The organism is Providencia sp. PROV109 (genome assembly GCF_033681625.1).
Lineage (GTDB): Bacteria > Pseudomonadota > Gammaproteobacteria > Enterobacterales > Enterobacteriaceae > Providencia > Providencia hangzhouensis.
In genome coordinates, this window is sequence record NZ_CP096321.1 from 90,261 (window position 1) to 109,378 (window position 19,118).

The 19,118-nt window shown below is 50.4% G+C and carries 20 protein-coding genes; 15 read left to right on the top strand and 5 right to left on the bottom strand.

What is annotated here, in order from left to right; genetic code table 11:
- Position 1 precedes the first annotated feature (1 nt).
- The 8 genes from M1F25_RS22085 (at position 2) to M1F25_RS22120 (ending at position 11,755) form a co-directional block, all read left to right on the top strand.
- A complete protein-coding gene (locus M1F25_RS22085; protein ID WP_004201184.1) occupies positions 2-871 on the top strand; it encodes a 3'-5' exonuclease in 870 nt (289 codons plus the stop codon).
- Entirely contained in the window at positions 868-1,359 is a 492-nt protein-coding gene (locus tag M1F25_RS22090; protein ID WP_000139717.1) for a hypothetical protein, read from the top strand. The genes M1F25_RS22085 and M1F25_RS22090 overlap by 4 nt, the downstream gene beginning before the upstream one ends.
- A 316-nt stretch (positions 1,360-1,675) precedes the next feature.
- Positions 1,676-2,551, top strand: a complete 876-nt coding sequence (locus M1F25_RS22095) for a DNA replication terminus site-binding protein (protein ID WP_001097010.1) — start codon at positions 1,676-1,678, stop codon at positions 2,549-2,551.
- 152 nt (positions 2,552-2,703) lie between these two features.
- On the top strand, positions 2,704-3,744 hold the full coding sequence (locus M1F25_RS22100) for a DNA-binding protein (protein WP_000101568.1): 1,041 nt from the start codon (positions 2,704-2,706) through the stop codon (positions 3,742-3,744).
- Between the two features lie 286 nt (positions 3,745-4,030).
- Positions 4,031-5,542, top strand: a complete 1,512-nt coding sequence (locus M1F25_RS22105) for a UvrD-helicase domain-containing protein (RefSeq protein WP_000811656.1) — start codon at positions 4,031-4,033, stop codon at positions 5,540-5,542.
- A gap of 110 nt (positions 5,543-5,652) precedes the next feature.
- Positions 5,653-6,693, top strand: coding sequence for a conjugal transfer protein TraF (gene traF / locus M1F25_RS22110; protein WP_001326396.1), 1,041 nt, complete (start codon positions 5,653-5,655; stop codon positions 6,691-6,693).
- Between the two features lies 1 nt (position 6,694).
- Positions 6,695-8,128, top strand: coding sequence for a conjugal transfer protein TraH (locus M1F25_RS22115; protein ID WP_000256129.1), 1,434 nt, complete (start codon positions 6,695-6,697; stop codon positions 8,126-8,128).
- Between the two features lie 12 nt (positions 8,129-8,140).
- Positions 8,141-11,755, top strand: a complete 3,615-nt coding sequence (locus M1F25_RS22120) for a conjugal transfer protein TraG N-terminal domain-containing protein (RefSeq protein ID WP_000534551.1) — start codon at positions 8,141-8,143, stop codon at positions 11,753-11,755.
- A gap of 37 nt (positions 11,756-11,792) precedes the next feature.
- Here the strand turns inward: M1F25_RS22120 and M1F25_RS22125 are convergent, their stop codons facing one another.
- Positions 11,793-12,155 (bottom strand): hypothetical protein, encoded by a 363-nt coding sequence (locus tag M1F25_RS22125; RefSeq protein WP_000683483.1) that lies wholly within the window; start codon positions 12,153-12,155, stop codon positions 11,793-11,795.
- Between the two features lie 715 nt (positions 12,156-12,870).
- Here M1F25_RS22125 and M1F25_RS22130 point away from each other — a divergent pair.
- From M1F25_RS22130 to M1F25_RS22145, 4 genes are read left to right on the top strand one after another with little or no spacing between them, the layout of a single operon-like run.
- Entirely contained in the window at positions 12,871-13,143 is a 273-nt protein-coding gene (locus tag M1F25_RS22130; protein WP_000356489.1) for a helix-turn-helix domain-containing protein, read from the top strand.
- A complete protein-coding gene (locus M1F25_RS22135; protein WP_000790610.1) occupies positions 13,143-13,676 on the top strand; it encodes a transglycosylase SLT domain-containing protein in 534 nt (177 codons plus the stop codon). The genes M1F25_RS22130 and M1F25_RS22135 overlap by 1 nt, the downstream gene beginning before the upstream one ends.
- Positions 13,677-13,686: 10 nt before the next feature.
- Positions 13,687-14,295, top strand: a complete 609-nt coding sequence (locus M1F25_RS22140; RefSeq protein WP_000891157.1) for a hypothetical protein — start codon at positions 13,687-13,689, stop codon at positions 14,293-14,295.
- The gene (locus M1F25_RS22145) at positions 14,292-14,843 is read left to right on the top strand and encodes a FlhC family transcriptional regulator (protein ID WP_001020646.1); all 552 of its coding nucleotides are present in this window, start codon (positions 14,292-14,294) and stop codon (positions 14,841-14,843) included. The genes M1F25_RS22140 and M1F25_RS22145 overlap by 4 nt, the downstream gene beginning before the upstream one ends.
- Positions 14,844-14,902: 59 nt before the next feature.
- Here M1F25_RS22145 and M1F25_RS22150 read toward each other — a convergent pair whose 3' ends face one another.
- The 4 genes from M1F25_RS22150 to M1F25_RS22165 are packed head-to-tail and all read right to left on the bottom strand — an operon-like array spanning position 14,903 to position 16,894.
- Positions 14,903-15,322, bottom strand: coding sequence for an H-NS family nucleoid-associated regulatory protein (locus tag M1F25_RS22150; RefSeq protein ID WP_000651490.1), 420 nt, complete (start codon positions 15,320-15,322; stop codon positions 14,903-14,905).
- Between the two features lies 1 nt (position 15,323).
- Entirely contained in the window at positions 15,324-15,617 is a 294-nt protein-coding gene (locus M1F25_RS22155; protein ID WP_000919078.1) for a hypothetical protein, read from the bottom strand.
- 16 nt (positions 15,618-15,633) lie between these two features.
- Positions 15,634-16,617 carry a ParM/StbA family protein gene (locus M1F25_RS22160; RefSeq protein ID WP_000077457.1) on the bottom strand — a complete coding sequence of 328 codons (984 nt, stop codon included), beginning with the start codon at positions 16,615-16,617 and terminating at the stop codon, positions 15,634-15,636.
- Positions 16,553-16,894 (bottom strand): hypothetical protein, encoded by a 342-nt coding sequence (locus tag M1F25_RS22165; RefSeq protein ID WP_131728116.1) that lies wholly within the window; start codon positions 16,892-16,894, stop codon positions 16,553-16,555. The genes M1F25_RS22160 and M1F25_RS22165 overlap by 65 nt, the downstream gene beginning before the upstream one ends.
- A gap of 221 nt (positions 16,895-17,115) precedes the next feature.
- On the opposite strand from M1F25_RS22165, the gene mobI reads away from it, so the two are divergent.
- Genes mobI through M1F25_RS22180 form a run of 3 tightly spaced genes read left to right on the top strand, consistent with a single transcriptional unit; the run spans position 17,116 to position 19,032 of the window.
- Positions 17,116-17,655 (top strand): conjugative transfer protein MobI(A/C), encoded by a 540-nt coding sequence (mobI, locus tag M1F25_RS22170; RefSeq protein ID WP_001447712.1) that lies wholly within the window; start codon positions 17,116-17,118, stop codon positions 17,653-17,655.
- Between the two features lie 4 nt (positions 17,656-17,659).
- A complete protein-coding gene (locus M1F25_RS22175) occupies positions 17,660-17,947 on the top strand; it encodes a hypothetical protein (protein WP_000127321.1) in 288 nt (95 codons plus the stop codon).
- Positions 17,932-19,032, top strand: a complete 1,101-nt coding sequence (locus tag M1F25_RS22180; RefSeq protein ID WP_001348532.1) for a RepB family plasmid replication initiator protein — start codon at positions 17,932-17,934, stop codon at positions 19,030-19,032. Before M1F25_RS22175 ends, M1F25_RS22180 begins: the two co-directional genes overlap by 16 nt.
- Positions 19,033-19,118 lie beyond the last annotated feature (86 nt).

A 19,118-nucleotide genomic window follows, 5' to 3' on the forward strand; every position in this document is an offset into this window, starting at 1 on the left:
CATGAATGATGAAGAACTCGAACTTGCCAGAGCCGAAGCCATGAAAGCCGATAGGTGCTTTTCAAAAGGACGGCTCAGGGACGAATTTCGGATGAAGCCTAAGCCAGGAGTAGAGCCAGTTTCGTTCTACAAAAACGGGTATGGTGGCCAATTTGGAGTGTACCGGATAGCAGATTGCCAACCAATGCGGAGAAGGGGTTGTTCACCGGCATCACAAAAGCAAATAAGGGCGCAATCCATCCTTTCGGTCAAGGCAAGAATGCGTAGCAACCTGGCAAAGGCCTCTGTCATGGCACAAAGGTGGGTCGCTCTGGAACCTCTGGTTCTCGATACCGAGACGACCGGACTTGGTGAAAGAGACCAGGTGATCGAGCTGGCTGTTACTGACATCAGAGGCGCGGTTCTCCTCTGCACCAGATTACGGCCAACCGTGGAAATAGACCCTCAGGCAATGGGTGTTCATGGCATCACCGAGACTGAGCTGTCGAATGAGCCTACGTGGACTCAAGTTGCGCCAGCTCTCGCCCGGCTTTTGTCGGGCCGTCATCTGGTGATATTTAACTCCAGTTTCGACAGTAGGATGTTGAGGCAAACAGCCAGTGCATTTGGAGACCAACTCTCTTGGTGGCAAGAGCAGAACTGTCTGTGCGCGATGAAGCTGGCGGCTGATGCCTTTGGCTCAACCAACCGGCACGGCACAATCTCACTTGCGGATGCCACCTGCGAGGCAGGTGTGAGCTGGAAAGGTCGAGCCCATTCAGCAGCGACCGACGCTATTGCCACCGCCGACTTGGTGACAGAGATAGCCAAAGTCCAACGTGACCTCATGGTCCAGCTCCAGGAGCTTCAAAGCAAAGGTAATTTGGAATGACAGAACAATCCTACGGCGAAAGCCTCAAATTTTTCTCAGACTGGCAGAAGGACCCCGCGAAACGCACCGGCCTGAATGTGCAACACACGCTAACCAGAGGTGAATATCCTACGGTCAGCATCGAGATTGCGCCGATCAGGGCATCGGGGTCCAGCCCAGACTGGAAAAGCAAGATCACGGTGCAGCTCACTCGCGGCGAACTGACGGCGTTTTGCAGCGTTCTCTTTGGTTTGCGTAGCAAGGCTGAGGGTTCCTATCACGGCGACGCGAAGAATAAGAGCTTTGCGGTTTACAACAACGGCAAGGCCGGTGTTGCGATCATCCTTAGTGAGCGAGGAAACCAGCTCCAGAATTTCATCAATGATGACGACCGAATGGAGCTCGCAGTCTTCGCAGTTCGCCAGCTTTCCAACGCATGGAAAGTTACCCCTTCTGATGCCATCGCGCTGCTACGCCAATCAGCGTGGATGGACCGAAATTTGTCCTAATCGAGCAAATCTAGGCACCCTAAAAGTCGTCCTATAACCACAAAGTTAGACCATCATGCAAAGTGGGGTATAGAGGGTGCCAGCCCCACCCCAGCAGTCCCCCTCAGCCACATTTCTGGCTTGCCCCGCGCTTTTCTTCTTTCTCTCTTTTTCTCTCTCTTTCTCAATCTAATCTCACACACGAAGGTCAAACAGGGCACCCGCCGACGCGAAGCGGAGGCGTATTCTTGCCTCTCCCCCTCATTGCATGATGGTCTAAATCTGTCTACTATGTAACCAATGAACTGTTAGAACAAACCCACACATAGGCGGCAGCATGGCTAAAAACTTCATATCAGAACAATTCTCGGCCATGTGCCGCGACTTAACGAACCTGTCCTCTCTTATCAAACGACTACCGCCACGGTACGCAAAAGTTGCGGCCATCCCTCCTACCGGAAAAGGAATGGAGAACGAGCCCGTCAACAAGATTGTCGTAACTGAACAAACTGGGCGCGAAGCTCTTGAGCTGGCAGCGCACAGCTACAGAGATCTTCACATCAACCCAGACTATTCGCAGAAGTCTGCCAGGCGCACCGTGGGGGTACTCTGGTTCTCCCCTTCCAGGATTGGTGTAGCTGACGAAATTGCGGCGACGGTTGAACGCATCAACGCGGCCAAAGCTGGTATCGAGGAGTTCATTATCTCGACGTACCCCACCAGGCAAGAGAGGTTTGAAGCACTTCGAGCGGACTGCCCTGGTGTCATGACTCTCCACCTTTACAGACAAATTCGGTGCTATACCAATGGCGACATCGACTCTATCCGCTTCACCTGGCAACGGAAGGACTCTTTGAAGAAGCCCGTAAAAGAGGAGCTTTTGCAACGCATCAGAGAGGAGCTGGAGCGATCTGGGCCAGACTATCAACTTCCCCTGGAGCAGCTTATCCAGAAGATCGCCAGCACCCCGGAGCCTTATCTCCGGGAGCGAAGGGAAGTAAAGGTTCAACCGGTGGCAAACGTCATGGCCGCAGGGGTACTCAAAACCGTTACCGCGCCAATGCCCCTGATCGTGCTCCAGGATAAGGATGTTCAGCTCAAATTGCTTCGTAACTTTGACGCCTCAGAACAACGCAAAACTCGATCTGATAAAGCGGCATCGGAAATCCTTGGCACCTTCGGTGGAGTCACTATCGAATCCTTCCCTGGATGAATCAGCGTGACCGCGTAACAAGGCTTTTCCGCAGCCGGAAGGGCTTTGTCCCACACAAACAATTCCAATCGACAGCAGCATGATATATAATTATGATAATTACCGTATTATCGTAATTATCGTAAACATTACAAATTAAAAGGAACGTTCTCATGGCAAGAAAATTGGTTGAGTTTGACGATGTAGCGGCTGCGGCCCAAAAGCTCAAGGACGCCGGTAAACGCCCAACGGTCATCGCTATCAGAGACATCATTGGCAAGGGGAGCTTTACCACCATTTCAACGTATCTCAAACAGTGGTCAGAGGAACACTCCCTCGATGAAGAGCTGGTAGAGGTAGTCCTTCCAGAATCGGTTATGAGCGATGCTGAGCTCTTCCTACAGAAGATCTATACGGTAGCCAAAGCAAGCGCCGATGAACAGCTTGAGCGCGAGCGTGAACTGCTACGACAGAAAGAAATTGAGTACCAGGAAGATATGCAGCAAGCCGTGGACATGGCAAATGATGCCACCGAACGGGCTGAGCTACTGGAAGAACAACTTGAAGCTCTCACCAACAAAAAATCAGAGCTCGATGCGGCCCTTGGTAAGGCAGAAAACTCGCTATCCCTCAAGTCTGCGGAGCTAGAACGCTCACTGGCTGACATTGATAAGCTGGAAAAGCGGATCGTTGAGTTGGAGGGCAAGCTGGAGGCGAAAGCCGCAGATCTGACCCGAGCACAGGATCACCTGGAGCAAGCTAAAAGCGAAAATCGCTCTTTGAGCCAAAAATTGGCAACTACAGAGGGTGAGTTGGAGGAGCAAAAAGGCAAGAGTATAGAGCAGACAGAAAAGCTCCGGGCCGCTCAGGAACAAAAAACATCGTTGAAAGAGCAGCTCGAAAATGTACAGGCCAAACTGGCCCAATCACAGGACTCCCTTGCCACAGCCAAAGCTCATGGCGAATCCGCTGAACGAGAGTGCCAGCGCCTATCTGGAGAGGTAGAAAAGCTGGACGCCAAATTATCCAGCGCCGAAGCAGAAGCTCGCGCTCTTGTTCAAGACAAAGGCATGATGGCTGGTCAGTTGCAGGAAAAAGACCAGCAGGCCAAGAGCCTCGAACAAAGACTCAATGATGCACTGACCAAAATTTCTGGGTTGGAGCAAGAGCTCGCTAAAGCTGGTAAGGGAGGGAAAAAGAAAGAGGAAAACTGATGGCGCGAAAGGCTAAATATTCAGAAGAGTGGCGACACAGAGCTGCGGCTCTTCAAACCAAGATTGAGGAGGCTATGACACTAGCCACCTCATCTATTGGCGACTATCGCTGGTTACACCGTCTCCATAGTTGGGTTACGGAGGTGGCTCAAGGTAAAGCCCCAGACTGGTGGACAGATCTGGATTGTGAAGTATCCCTCCCCCGAGAAGAAAAGCGGATCAGTACGTTCCTCTCGACACAAAAGAAGCGCATCACTCTCCAGATGTGTTTGTCGTAGGGGGCCTCATGAAACAACTTCCTCCTGACACACCAGAACAATCACTGATCACTCAGTACAAAGGGCCTCGCCTTGTCGTTAAGGCCTACGCTGGAACGGGTAAAACCACGACACTGGTGAAGTACGCCCACAACAACCTCGATTCACGTATCCTCTACTTGGCATACAACAGGGCTATCCGCGACGAGGCAAGAGAAAAGTTTCCTGCAAACGTAGACTGCAAAACGTCCCACCAGCTTGCCTACGCCACTATAGGAAGGGGCTACCAGCACAAACTCTCCGGCAACCTAAGGCTCACCGATATTGCCCAAGCGGTGAATACCAAGAACTGGACGTTTGCCAAAGATATTCTCGATACGCTCAACGCCTTTATGTGTAGTGCAGACATGCGGATTCTTTATACGCATTTTGCTCGCGCCGATACGGGTAAAGTGCTTACGTCCAAACAGGAGAGATACCAAATCCAGGTGGTCGAAGGTGCTGAGCTCATATGGAAACGGATGACAAACGTTCAAGATCCGTTCCCGACCGTACACGATTGCTACCTCAAACAGTATCAGCTCGGGATGCCGAATCTGTCTCGCCGGTACACCACCATTCTTTTTGATGAGGCACAAGACGCTAACCCCGTAACAAGTAGCATCGTCCTACAGCAGAACTGCAAGGTAATCCTGGTTGGAGATCGCCACCAGCAGATCTATAGGTTCAGAGGCGCAAACAACGCCCTTGATAGCAAAGAGCTCATGAACGCCGACCAACTCTATCTCACTCATAGCTTCCGCTTTGGCCCCAACGTTTCGCTGGTGGCAAACGCCCTTCTTGAACTCAAAGGTGAAACACGACCTGTTGTTGGCCGGGGACCAGCAGATCAGGTACTCATGTTTTTACCAGGTGACGTGGGCCACCGCGCAATACTTCACCGAACCGTCATGGGGGTTATAGAGACGGCGCTCTCTGCGACCGAATCCGGAGCGCAGGTATTCTGGGTCGGTGGAATCGACGCTTACCAGATCAATGAGCTCCAGGATTTGTACTGGTTTTCGATGGCAGAGCCAGACCGGGTAAAGAATAAGAAACTGCTTGATGAGTATGAAGACTACTTCGAGTATCAAGAAGTAGCGAAGGCGACCAAAGACCCTGAGATGATGAGGGCTGTCAAGATCATCAACAGCTACGATGAAATCCCTGAACGACTCACCACTCTACGACGCAATACAGTCAAAGAAGAGTTTGGGGCTGACATTACGGTCTCAACAGCTCATCGGTGCAAAGGGTTGGAGTGGGACTTTGTTCAGCTCTATGACGACTTTCCGGATGTCCTGGACCCAGAGCTCGACCCAATGGCCCGTGACGATGAAATAAACCTGCTCTACGTTGCATCCACCAGAGCGATGCGAATCCTTGCGTTGAACAGCGCTGTCGAGATGGTTATCCGCTACATCACCCAAAAACGCATGGTCGAGAAGCAGATGAAGATGGCCGCAGAAGCGACAGAAGTTGAAGAGGACACGACCAAATAGTTTGGTCAATTCTTTCACATGTGAAAGTTGACAAATAAAACGCTCTAAGCGCCCTAAATGGGCGCTTACACCTGCCTAATTTCACGCCTCCCACCTCTACCATATCGAGCATGGGAAAATACGTGCGTGAGACTATGAAAAAATCACCTTTGAATTTACTGCTCCTTGCAGCGCTCACGCTGGGGGCATCACACCAGGCTTGGGCTCAAGATGGCACAAGACCTGGTTTTTATGAGCGAAAGGAAGAGGGTTGGTTCTGGTACAAGGAAGAGCCCAAAGAACCAGAGAAAAAACCCGAAAAGCCCAAACCAAAGCCTGTGGCAGAAGCGAAGCCTACACAGCCTAAGCCTGCTGCTCCGCTTCCGAGCGGCCCAGAAATGTTCTCAGCGGAATGGTTCCGGGAAAACTTACCCAAGTACAAAGACCTTGCTTGGAACAATCCTACCGTTGAAAACGTCAGGACGTTTCTCTACTTGCAACGATTTGCGATAGATCGCTCTGAACAATTTTCCGATGCTACAGAGCTGGCGGTCGTAGGTGATCCTTTCTTGGATGAAATTACTCGACGTCCTGCTGCCACGTTTGCCTCACAACAAGTTGATCGTGACGCTGGTAACGCCAAAAACATGCTACTCAAAAGCGTAGCCGAACGCGTAGGGATATTCTTCTTCTACAAGTCCGACGATGACTACAGTGACTTGCAAGCACCGCTCATCAAGATGTTGGAACAAGGAGAAGGATTCTCGATCATTCCTGTATCTATGGACGGCAAACCACTCCCCAGTGGGCTTTTCCCCCATTACAAAACCGATGAAGGCCATGCCAAACAACTTGGTATCGTAACTTTCCCTGCTGTTTACCTCGCATCTCCAGACGGTCAGTTCGCTCCTATAGGACAAGGGCCAATGTCTCTTCCTGAGCTGAATCACAGGATTTTGGTCGCAGCAAAACGCAATGGTTGGGTCACAGACGAAGAGTTTAACCGTACACGTCCGGTACTCAACCTAGAAAACAACATAGCCGAACGCTTGGCCTCACCAGAGCTGGGCTCTGACCTCAAACAACTATCTCAAGCGAGCGGCGATAAAGACAACTTTGTGCCACCGGAACAACTCATGAAGTACATCCGGGACAAATTACAGGAGAACTAAGATGGTCACGCACAAGACATTAAAAAGGAGCCTGCTTGCCCTGAGTGTGGCGGCCAGTCTCGTCATGGCACCGACAGGGGCGATAGCCGCTAACGGCCTCCAATCACAGATGGACAAACTCTTCAATGAAATGAGCAACACAACACCACCTGGGGTTTATGAAAGCCAACGACGTGGCGTTTTAGCTGGTGGCCGGTTCACTGCAAAGACACGAATCTTCGACGAGAACCTGGTGAGCTTTGCCCCTCCATCATGGAAAGCTGGTTGCGGTGGTGTAGATCTGTTCGGCGGTTCGCTTTCCTTCATTAACGCGGATCAAATTGTCCAACTCCTTCGGGCTGTAGCAGCCAACGCCAAGGGCTATGCCTTCCAGCTTGCGCTCGATAACGTTTTCCCGGACGGAGCGAAGTGGATAGAGAACTTCCAGAAGAAAGTGCAAGCGCTCAACCAACATCTGGGCAACTCCTGCCAGCTCGCTCAAGGTTTCGTGAACGACCTAACCAGCGGCATGGACCTTAAACACAAAACTGATGCTTCTATAACCGCGACAACTTCCGGCCTGTATGAAGACTTCTTCGGGTCCAAGCAGGAAACCAGCGGCAAGAGTCCTCTGGAAGAACTGAAAGCCAACAAACCTGACGAATACAACAAGATGATTGGCAACATCGTCTGGAAGCAACTCAAGAGCAACAACGCCAACACCTGGTTCCAGTACGGGGATAACACCCTTCTTGAAGCGATCATGTCTTTAACCGGCACAGTCATCATTGGTGATCTGGTAAACGACCCGAACTCAACCGGCACTGGTGCGAAAACAACCCCTCTGACGACCCTACCAGGTAACAAGATCACCTTGTCAGACCTGATTTCAGGCGGTTCTGTTGAGATCTATTCCTGTGATTCTGATACGACCAACTGCCTGAGTGCTGGCTCCAGCAATAAAACTGTCGTGCTCAAAGGTATCAAGAACCAGATCACCGATATGCTGTTAGGAACAAGCTCTACACCTGGTGTGATCTACAAATACGCAACGAACTCTGGAACCTTAACCGACCCAGAAAAGGCCTTTGTTTCTAACCTCCCCGGAGGGATTGGCACCATTGTTCGTAACTTGTCTGTCCTTTCACAGGACGGCGCTAACCTGTTCGCAACAGAGTCATCAGGAGCGATAGCCCTGACCATGATGTATAGCTTCTCGGAAGAGTTCTTCCGCGCAGCTCGCATTGCGATGGCTAACAGCAAATCACCCTACAAGAAAGAGGCACTAGAGCTTCTCGCGCAATCGCAACAGCAAATCCGTGCTGAATACACAATCCTGTCCTCTCAATACGGCGATCTGGCAAGCCAAATTGAGAAATACAACAACCTACTGGACAACATCCGCAAGCAAAAATACATGCTGGCAACTTTGTCCAATCCTCCTAGCACGAACTAAGGAGCTATTGGAATGGGATCTTTTTCAATCCACTCTATCGGTGACTCTGCTTTTCTGGAGCAAATCCTGATTGCAGTATCAATGATCACCGGCACCGGGGATTTCGAGAAGATGGTCAGTATTGGCCTGCTTCTTGGGGTCTTGATGATCTGTATTCAGTCCGTCTTTCAGGGCGCAAAGCAAATCAACCTCCAGCAAGTGCTGGTAGGTTGGATTCTATATGCCTGTTTCTTCGGCCCAACCACAACTGTGACTATCGAGGACGCTTATACAGGGCAGGTTCGAGTCGTCGCCAATGTCCCTATTGGGGTAGGCTTTGCTGGAGGTGTCATATCCAACGTGGGATACACCATCACCAATTTGTTTGAAACTGGATATGGGGTAATCGTACCCAATGTCACGGAAAGCCACTTTTCCGAAACACTGAAACTGTTGAATGACGTCAGACGGCGAGCCTATGACACAGGAGTTTTTACTGCGCTTAACTCAGCAAATGGAGGCGGCTATGTTGACGTGAGGCGTTCCTGGAACAATTACATTCGGGAATGCACGTTAACCAAAGTCGATCTCAACCTAATGTCCCTTGATGAGTTGATGAACCGTTCAACTGACTCAGCTTTGCGATTCAACTCACAGCTCTACGGAACTAGGTTGTATTTGTCTACAGCAAACCCTGACGGCGCTGACTACACATGTACTGACGGATGGGTGGCTATTAGCACTGCAACCGCCAACCTAAGCAGCCCGGTTGTTGTTGATGCTCTTAACAGCCTACTGGGTATTGACACGTCAACTGGAGACAACGCTCTAACGAAGCTGACCGATTCGCTTCAAGCGATGGGTGCCACAACTACGTCATCAATCGACTATCTGAAAGCCGCCGTTCTGGAGCCCCTCTATTATGAAGCCGCAGCAGGACGTTATCAGGACCTCCAGGATTATGGCTCTGCATTGATGGTCAACCAGGCTATTCAGCAACGGAACACACAGTGGGCCGCAGAGCAGTCGATGTTCATGACCGTCGTCCGACCAATGCTGACGTTCTTTGAAGGCTTTATTTATGCTATAACCCCGATCATTGCTTTTATTATCGTGATGGGCAGCTTCGGCCTCCAGTTAGCCGGGAAATATGTACAAACCATCCTCTGGATTCAGCTATGGATGCCAGTCCTCTCAATTATAAACCTGTTTGTTCATACCGCCGCGTCAAATGAGATGTCTAGCCTCAGTGCTGGTGGTCTCAACTCCATGTACGCTCTTTCCTCAACTGGAGATGTTCTGCAACACTGGATTGCAACCGGCGGCATGTTGGCTGCGGCCACTCCGGTGATTTCCCTGTTTATCGTCACAGGTAGCACCTACGCCTTCACCAGCTTGGCATCGAGAATAAGTGGTTCTGACCACGTTGACGAAAAGATGCAAACGCCAGATCTACTCAAGCAAGGTCCGGTTATGCAAAGTCAGCCAGCGTACAATCACAACCAGTTCAGTGGTGCGATTGCAAACGGCGCAGAAAGCATGATCAGTACCTTCTCGCTTGGCTCCACCTTAGCATCAGGCGTGAGCTCCGCACAGGCATTACAAAGTCAGAAATCGGAGGCTTTCCAAAGCACTCTTGGTCGAGGTTTTTCTGATGGAGTAAGTCAGGATCAAGCCTATTCAAGACTCTCCAATGTCGGGCGCAACGTTTCGTCGCAAAACACAGCTCAAAGCCAATTGATCAACCAGCAAGCCAAGAACTTCATGGATAAGTTCCAGGTGGATGATAGCCACTCTGATGCTGTCAAAGGTGCTTTTGCCATGCAGGCTATGGGCACACTCGATGTTGACGAAGCTGCGTCCATGCTTATGCCTATGGTTGGCAAGGCCAGGGCAGCAATGAAGGCCGCTGCTGGTGTGAAATCAAACAGTACAGCCCTAGTTCCTGCTGGTGGTAATGGCGAATCAGGCGGCGGCAGTGATGTCCTGGACATCAAAGCGCAAGCGAAGGGAGCAACAGAGTCATCAACTCAAGACTCTTCAAGCTGGTCAGCGAGTGATGTGTCCCAGTTCATGAAGGGTGTGAGCTATTCGCAAACCGATAGCCAGGCGTTGACAAATCAATTAGCGCAGGGTTTCAGCCGTTCTGGAAGCGAGTCATTCAAGCAAACCTGGGGCGATAGCTTATCCCAGAACCTATCCAAGTCCGCTTCGGAACTGGTGTCTGCATCGGACACCTTCACAACAATGAGTCAGCTCCAAAACCAAATGGGCTCCATGACTAATACCGACTTTAAAACTCTCGGTGGTGCAGTAGCACAAACCCCTGCGGCCATGAACCAACTGAATGACTATTTCCGAAATGCCGCGCCGCAATCGGTTAAAGACGAGGCGGCTTCACTACAGCAAAGATACCAAGCCTACGGAATGTCTCCTCAAGTGGCCCAGGCAGCAGCGCGAATGACAGCAATGACCAACTCCAAAAATTACGAACAGGGTAAGGAGCTTGGCGGGTATCAAGCCGCACTACAGGCGATCAATACCGCGTCCGGTCGCAACGGAGCATTTAGTGGTGATGCTTACGGAAATAACGGCATTGAAGGCCCGAATGTTCAAGGCCTACCAGGTCAGGTTCAAGGGGCTGTAGGCAGTGGACCTAACATCCCAACCGGATTCCGGGAGAATGTGGCTGGGATGGCTGGAACTAATCCGGCATCAGAAGCTGGGCAGTTACCAACGAATAGCCCCCTTGTTCAAAATGAACATGCAGCCGGTACGTCAGCTCTTCATAACCAAGCACAGCAAACAGAGCGAAATGTATCTGCTCCTGAACTGAAAAAAGCCCAAGATAACCTTATGAACTCGCTTCCGGAAATGTCTTGGAGCGCTTCGGCGTGGGGAGCGTGGGACAACTCCAGTGATTGGATGGGCCGCAGAGCTGAACAAGCAGGTGGAGCTCTCATTGCTGGTGGTCAAGCTGGCGCTGATGCGTTCTCAAGAGCGATGGATCAAATGAGAACGATGACACCTGAACAACGCGACCAATTCATCGCGGCCACTCAACGCGGCGACCAGGCCGTGCAAGAGGAGTTTGGCTGGGCCGGTGATGCGATGGTCGGTATGGCTAAACTTGGCCGCAACGTCATGGGAGCTGCTGCAAGCGGCTATGATGCAGCGAAGGAGTGGTTAACTGGTAAATCTGATCTATCGGAAGCCGCTAAAGGGATGAGCATTGAGGAACGCGGCGCGTTCTATGCAGCAGCGCTATCCTCTGCCGCAGAAGCTGGTGGTGGAGCCGCGCAGCAGTTTATGAACCAGTACGGTGATGAGTTCAAAGAAACGATGCAGTCTATCGCTCAAAGCCGTTATGGGCTGACTGAATCCCAAGCCGCTGTTTATGCCGAATCGTTTGACACAAACGAAGGTCGCATGAACCAGGCTGTTCAGAATCTGAAAATGGAGTATGCAGAACGTAACCCGGATGGCTCACCGATGATGCAAGGAGGTCAGCCTGTTCTTTCTCAGCAAAACGAAGAGTTTACGGACAAGCTGGTAAACGTATTGCAGAACTCGACGGAAGCTGGAGACCGTTCAGGTAGCTATTTGACTGCCGTCAGGGGGTACAACATAGCAAATCAAAGGTTCTAAAAGACCAACCAAATAATAAGGGGGCCAGCAGGCCCCCTTATTCGTCTCCAGCTCCAATATGGAAGCGCTGGTCAAAATCATAGGAATCTTGAAACCCACCAGTTTGTTTTTTTCTGCGCCGGGTAGGTGGTGCCTCTTTATATGCTGACCGCGCAACGCGGATAAAGCACGTTAGTCCAAACAGAGCCCCGACAACCAAAGCAACTTGCCACTGGAAGTAAGCGATCCCTCCCCAAAAGATAACAGCAGCCCAAAGGCTTTTGTGAACCAGAAATAGGAAACGAGCACCCCAAACGCCGAAGGGAGCCAGCGCCACACCAAGTCCCCAAGGTGTGTCAGCCATCATGGCTATTCCCAGAAGCACCATTCCCAGCAGAAGAATATTGACCACATGTTTCATATCAACCCCCTTACTCTTTACCTCCAGTTTACCACGGCATCAAAAAATGCAACTGTGAAAATTTGACTATTTTTTGCTAAACAACCATTCCATTGGCAACTTCTTCGATTAGAATTTGCCCTCAAACTTTCACATGTGAAAGTTTGCCCTTACGGAACAAGGCGTTTATTGACAAAGCATTACATAGTTGAACATGTCAAACAAATCGCATACACTATGGAATAGGCCATTGCTAACGCTTTGGTCCCCATCTGCAACACCGCAGAGTTCTCTTTCTCAAATATCTCTTTCTGTAAACACCATCATCCTTGTGTGGTCGGGATGCGCCTTTGCCTTCCCTGCCCTCCTCAGCTCCTGCTGTATTCGCAATTTCAGCCCTCGCTGTATCCCTAAAATCACTTATACCTAAACGCTATTTAATATCACAAAATACCGCACTCCCCGTGCGCTATTTCCGCCATTCTTTTGGCGCACTTTCCATTGCTATCGCAAAAATATCCGTATCCCATTGATTACTAAAAGTATTGTAACTTTGTTCCGTCGGTACAAAGTTAAGTGTATGTTTTTAAAGGTTTTTTATTGTTGACAGCATCATTATTTGGGCTTGTAAAGGCGCAAAATGTGTCAGTTTGTGACAATAGAAGAACTCTAAAAGCGTTCATCGAATAACGCACTTTTTGTATGGCTAACAACGCAGTTTAAAGGGTGGCAAACAATGGATAAATGCCAATTGATAGACATCCCAAGCGACCCAGAGAAGAAACGTGAGTGGATCAAGTACAAACTCAAGATCCAGGGGCTTTCTCTGGCCGCATTGGGCAGAAAACACAAAACATCTCGGCAGGTGGTGTCTACGGCACTCTATAAGCCCAGTCCACGCTGGGAACATGAGATAGCTACAGCTTTGGGTGTGAAGCCGTCTGAGATTTGGCCGGAGCGGTACGACGAAGAACACGAAATACCCCTCAGACATAAGGAGGCAAGCTGATGAAGAACAAAGCCAAGGCGCTAGTTCTGTCTGCGGCTCTCCTTTCATCAACAGCGAATGCTATTGACCTGAGCGGAACCATCTTCGACAAAGCAGCGAAAGCATATAACCTCGACCCTCTTCTAGTGTATTCGGTCGCATTGGCCGAATCTGCATCAGGGAGAGGTAATGGCTCTATAAGTCCTTGGCCTTGGACGCTTCGCGTTCCTGGGCTTCCTTTCTATGCTAAGTCGGAAGATCAGGCAAAGGCTAAGCTCGCTGAGTTTCAGCAGCAGTACGGTCGTGCCATTGATGTCGGGTTTATGCAAGTGAGCATCCGGTGGAATGGTCATAGAGTTTCTTCTCCAGCAGATCTTCTCGACCCAGAGACCAACGTCATGGTTGGGGCAGAGGTGCTATCAGAAGCCATTCAGTCATCTCCAAATGACTTGGAGCTTGGCGTTGGCCGCTATCACGCCTGGGAAGACGAAATCCGAGCCAGAAACTATGGTAGCCGAGTCTTGGCTATCTATCGCAACCTTCGTGATTTGTGAGGGGGGCGGAATGTTGGAACTGGATATTATTGGTGCGTGGGATGCAAGAGCCGTCAACCTCGATCAAGAAGAAGCTGATAGAAACGTCTACGAGTTCGATCTGACATTGTGGAACCTGCTATCCACTCTGGCAAAAGAACGTCCAGATGATGCGGCCTCACAATTTTCTTTGGGCATGGACACCGTTCAAAAGCTGTCACTGGCAACACCTTCCCAATTGGAAGCTCTGGCCTCTGGCGTGTTGATCTCTTTCAAACTCGAAACAGCAGAGCAGAACATCATCACGCGACTCTCTGGCGACTACGACCCTGTAGTTTTTATCAACCATAGTGTTGATGAATTTGATGCTGCCTACTGGTTGCTATTTAACCGCGTCGCATCGAGAGACCCGGAGATGGCAAAGGAAGTTTTCGGGGTTTCGAGAGAGCTTGCGGAGCTGGTGGCTAAGGCAACAGACAGCCAGTTGCGCCACATGTCTGGAACAACGGTTACGCATTTTACGCTTCGTTTTGCTCCGAGCATCATTGAAGAAATTCTCGATGACAGCCGGGAAGAGTTAACACACCCGGTATTGAAAAAACTGCAACAGTCTCTACAGGGACGTGGGAGGTGGAGATGAACATTGGCAACTCTGGTACATTGGGTCGCTGGGTTACAGCTCGACACATGGCCCTTGCTGGGTACATCACAAAAATCATCATGATCGAGACTGGCCTGACCTACAAACAGGTCAGACGGCTTTACCAGGATCTGGAGAGGGACGGATATACTCTGGAACGAAAATCCAGAACTTTCCGGGGTGGTGCGACACTGATTCATAGTCACACATCCAAGATACAGGCCTCTCTTCTAATGCAGCTCTACTTCAACATTGGTGGAGAAGCCGTGTTGCGGTCTGTGAACATCAAAGCCTTGAACAAGGCATTTAGAATGTATCACGCAATCCGCAAAGAAGTGCCCGGAATGAAAGGTGCTCGGTGGGCTCCGTTTGATATTACTGATGCCTGGTGTCTTGCTTCGGAGCTGAGAAGTGGGGACGCAATGCTGGAGGTGTGCGACAACTGCAAGTGTACGTACTTCACCTCTGTTAATCAAAGAACCTGCGTTGAATGTCCGTTCTGCAAAGAACAAGGAAGGCATGGTGGTGGGGAGAAAGAGTGTGCTTGAGTAGACTATGACATTTCGGACCAGAAGATGAGCGCCCAAACTTTGCGGCGCTCATTTTTTTACTTCTTCTGTGGGATACGGTAGCGCTCCAGCTCGACAGCTCCCAACCCCTTGAAAGCATCCGGGCGACGTCCTTGCCCACTCCACGAAACTCCGTCTTTTGAATATTTAGCATTATCAGGTTCTGATCTGCTCGTGAACATTTCGTTGAGCAAGCCGATGTCCACACCGCAGGATTCCATGTCGCTCATTATTCGCTCAGCCTGAGCTCGCTTTTCTTTTTCTTCTTCTTCTCGCTTTTTGTACTCTTCCTCCAGTTCATTGAGAACGCCCTTCATTCTGTCAATGATCTCCCGAACTTCATCTAACGGGAGTCCTCGCAACAGGGTGCGAATGCGGCTTTTACGCTTTAACTCTGCGATTATTAACTCTCTACGTTCAGCCGCTGATAGCGTAGAGAACTCCTCGTGGTCTTTCATGTCATACGGAGCCCATCAGTTTTCCTTTAAGTGAATCACGTTGAGAGTTCAGTTTTGCGTCAGTCTGCACTGGCGAATTTTGATGCTGTGCAGGTTGACTCTCTGAACTCTGTTGCTCAAAAGACCCAATGTTGCCAGAAAATCGAAGAGAATAAAGACCCAATAGAGCAAGGGCGCGGAGCCGATCACTACGCGCCTTATGCTGCATCTGGGACAGTTCACGATAGAGCTCCGGAAAGGCTTGCTCCGATATGTTCAGATTAGATATTTTTCCATCCCATTTGCTACCAGCCACAACGACCTCCTATCTATCAGCCGCAGAACCAGAAGCCCCTGGCATTGGATGCCACGGATTCGTTGGGCAGTACGATCCTGCTCTTAGGGAAAAGCTCCTTGGCCGCATCTTGGTAAGCCTCGGCACCGCCGCCAGCCAGCAGAACTACGTCAGCATCCATCCCGTCCTCACGCATTGACTTCCGCATAGGGATCAAGGCGTTTTGAGCGACTTTGGTTGAGGCTTTCTTGAAGTAGTCTTTGATCGATACCTTTTCACCGTAGAGGAAGATTTCGGCCTTACCGGCACGAATAGCTTTCTCGATCTTTTCGATGCCAGGGGCACCGCCGTGGTCTTCCTGAATTAGCCGGTCCGTTTCCTGTAGCAACACCGACATCGCCTTGAGGCTGGTGCCAGATGAGTGATAGCGGACCTCTCCCTCTTCAAGAGCTACCCAGTCTACAGAAAAGAACCCAGGGTCAATTACAACGGTTTTTCCTCCCTGGATAATCTCCAGGAGGTCTTCATCTTTGGTTGAACTTACAACATCCATGTAAGCACCGGCAGGTTGAGGTACAACCACGACAGACTTAACCGCTACCGATCGTTTTGGCGTGATCTGGTGTTCGCCCTCAAGCCGAGCTTTCAACGCCTCTCTGCGCTCTACGTCCATGTACTGACTAACAGGCAGGCCAGTCACCAGCACATCGATCTCCTTCTGCTCGGACATCAGGAGTGCAGCGTAGAAAAGAGCCTTGTATGGATTGGTCGAAGGATAGTCGCCGTGAAGCTCACGCTCCCATCCTTGCAATCGGTCAGGCTCGACGCCTGCAACCCATTTCTCTCCATCAATCACAACCTGAATGCAGGTCCCTGCACCGCCAGTTAACTGTTGTGGCATCAGTTCCAATGGACCTGCCCCCACCGGCATGACGACTGTGCGAGCTTCCTCACCTTTATACCCCATTGCCATTTTCAGGTTGGAGTAACCAATATCCAAACCCAGAACAAATTGACTCATGAAATCCTCCAAAGATTGCTTTTAGATTGCTTTTCGATTGCTTGCCGCGTGTTGGATAGAGAATAAGGCTAAAAGCGGGGACAGATGGCCTGTGTAATTGCCCAAAAGGGGCATATAGGTTGCTTTTCGGTGGCTTTTTGATCGTTGAGTAAGGGAACCTATGGGAACGCTGCACGGATAGGCTCAGATAAACAGACCTTACCCTCGCATCGAGAACCGCTTGCCCTCCAGCATCGAGAGACGGTGGTAAAGAGGCATTTGGAATCTTTGATGCCATATCCAATATATCTGGAATCTTTACATATAGATTCATATTTAAAGAGGCTGTGAAAGAATAAGAGCATCAAGATTCCAGATAGATAGAGGGAAATTTGACAAATTCCAAAGATGGGTTAGCCTAGTGACAGAACTAGATTCCAATATTGGAATAATCAGCTTTAAATTCCAGATAGATAGTTATGTGGATAGGAATTGGATAGGAATTGGGAGGGTATTGAGGTGAGTCTACCAACAGAGCGATGGCTAGATCTGCTAGATCCGAAGCTCGAAGAAGAACGATCCGAGATAACAGAGGATCTGCTAGAGGCAGAGGGACGAGAGTTTGTTGCAGAGGTACGGAGCAAACTGGATCACGCCTTAGCGGTTCTTGCTGTCGAGGCGCAGCAGGAAGCGGACATGTACTGGAACGCGCACAAATCAGCGCGTGAAGAAGCGTCAGAGGACGAACAAGGGCGTGTCGGTACACGGGTTCGCATTCTAGGCGTATCACTCGTTGCAGAGTGGTATCGCAACAGATTTGTCGAACAAGTTCCCGGACAAAAGAAAAGGGTTCTATCGACACATATCAAGAAGGGTCGCGGTCATGCCTACAGCATGTCGCACTTCAAGAAAGAGCCTGTCTGGGCACAAGAGTTGATCCAGCAAGTTGAAACCAGGTATGCCGTGTTAAGACAACGCGCCACTGCCTTAGCAAAAATTCGCCGGGCGCTAAACGAGTACGAGCGCCAGCTAAACAAGACACATAGCGACGAGGTGTGACAACATGACAGCATCTGTAGCGGCCACTGAATTGGCGAAACTGGGGAAATGTGAAGCGATGATCAAGAAAGTCGCCAGCCATCCTCGCCCTGCCCTGTCAAAGCGCCCACAATCGCCACAGGGGACAGATAGCACCCTTCGGGGTGAGTTCGCTCATTTCCGATATGAAGCGGCAGCCCTGCGTTTTATGAGCGGCACTGCGGGGGCTAAGCGTCGCATCTACCAGCTAGTGTTTTCAGCGACGGTAGCAGCGGGAGCATTGACAATGCTGGCGGCATGGACCACCAGCTAGAAAGTATCGACGGAACAATCATGAGCAAGAGAACCAAAGACAAAGACCTGGAGAAACTCGACGTAATCAAAGACTCACCGCAAATGAGCCTGTTTGAGATCATTGAATCTCCGGCCAAGAAAGACGACTACTCCAACACCATCGAGATCTACGATGCGCTGCCGAAGTACATTTGGGACCAAAAGCGTGAGCATGAAGATTTATCCAACGCTGTAGTGACACGACAATGCACCATCAGAGGCCAGCATTTCACGGTGAAGGTGAAGCCAGCCATCATCGAGAAGGATGACGGAAGAACCGTGCTGATCTACGCGGGACAGCGAGAGGAAATCCTTGAGGATGCTCTACGCAAGCTCGCAGTGAACGGGAAAGGCCATATCATCGAGGGCAAGGCTGGAGTCATGTTCACTCTGTACGAACTCCAGAAAGAGCTCTCGAAGATGGGTCACGGTTACAACCTGAACGAAATCAAGGAAGCAATCCAGGTTTGTCGTGGCGCAACACTCGAATGTATCAGTGATGACGGCGAAGCCTTCATCAGCTCCAGCTTCTTCCCGATGGTGGGACTTACCACCAGAGGTGAGTTTCGCAAGAAAGGCGGGAACGCCAGGTGCTATGTGCAGTTCAACCCGCTGGTAAACGAATCGATCATGAATCTGTCGTTTCGTCAGTACAACTACAAAATCGGAATGCAAATCCGCTCCCCTCTTGCACGGTACATCTACAAGCGAATGAGCCACTACTGGACTCAAGCATCGCCAGATTCGCCGTACACGCCATCGCTTATCAGCTTCCTGACACAGAGCCCTCGTGAATTGAGCCCACGGATGCCGGAGAACGTCAGAGCTATGAAGCTCGCTCTGGAGGCCCTCATCAAACAAGAGGTCATAAGCGACTACGACGCGAACCAGATCAAGGATGGCCGCAGAGTCATCGACGTGCGGTACGTCATAAGGCCTCATGAGAACTTCGTGAAGCAGGTGATGGCGTCCAACAAGCGTAAGCAGCAGACAGAGCTACGGGCCATCAAGCAAGGCATGATCGACCACGACATCATTGATGAACCCCAGCGTAAGGGGAGGTAGCCACCAGAAGCTCCCAATACCCCAGGGAAAAGAAAGATAGGCGCGTCAGCGCCTTTTTTTATGCCAGAAGAAAGCGCACAAGGTAC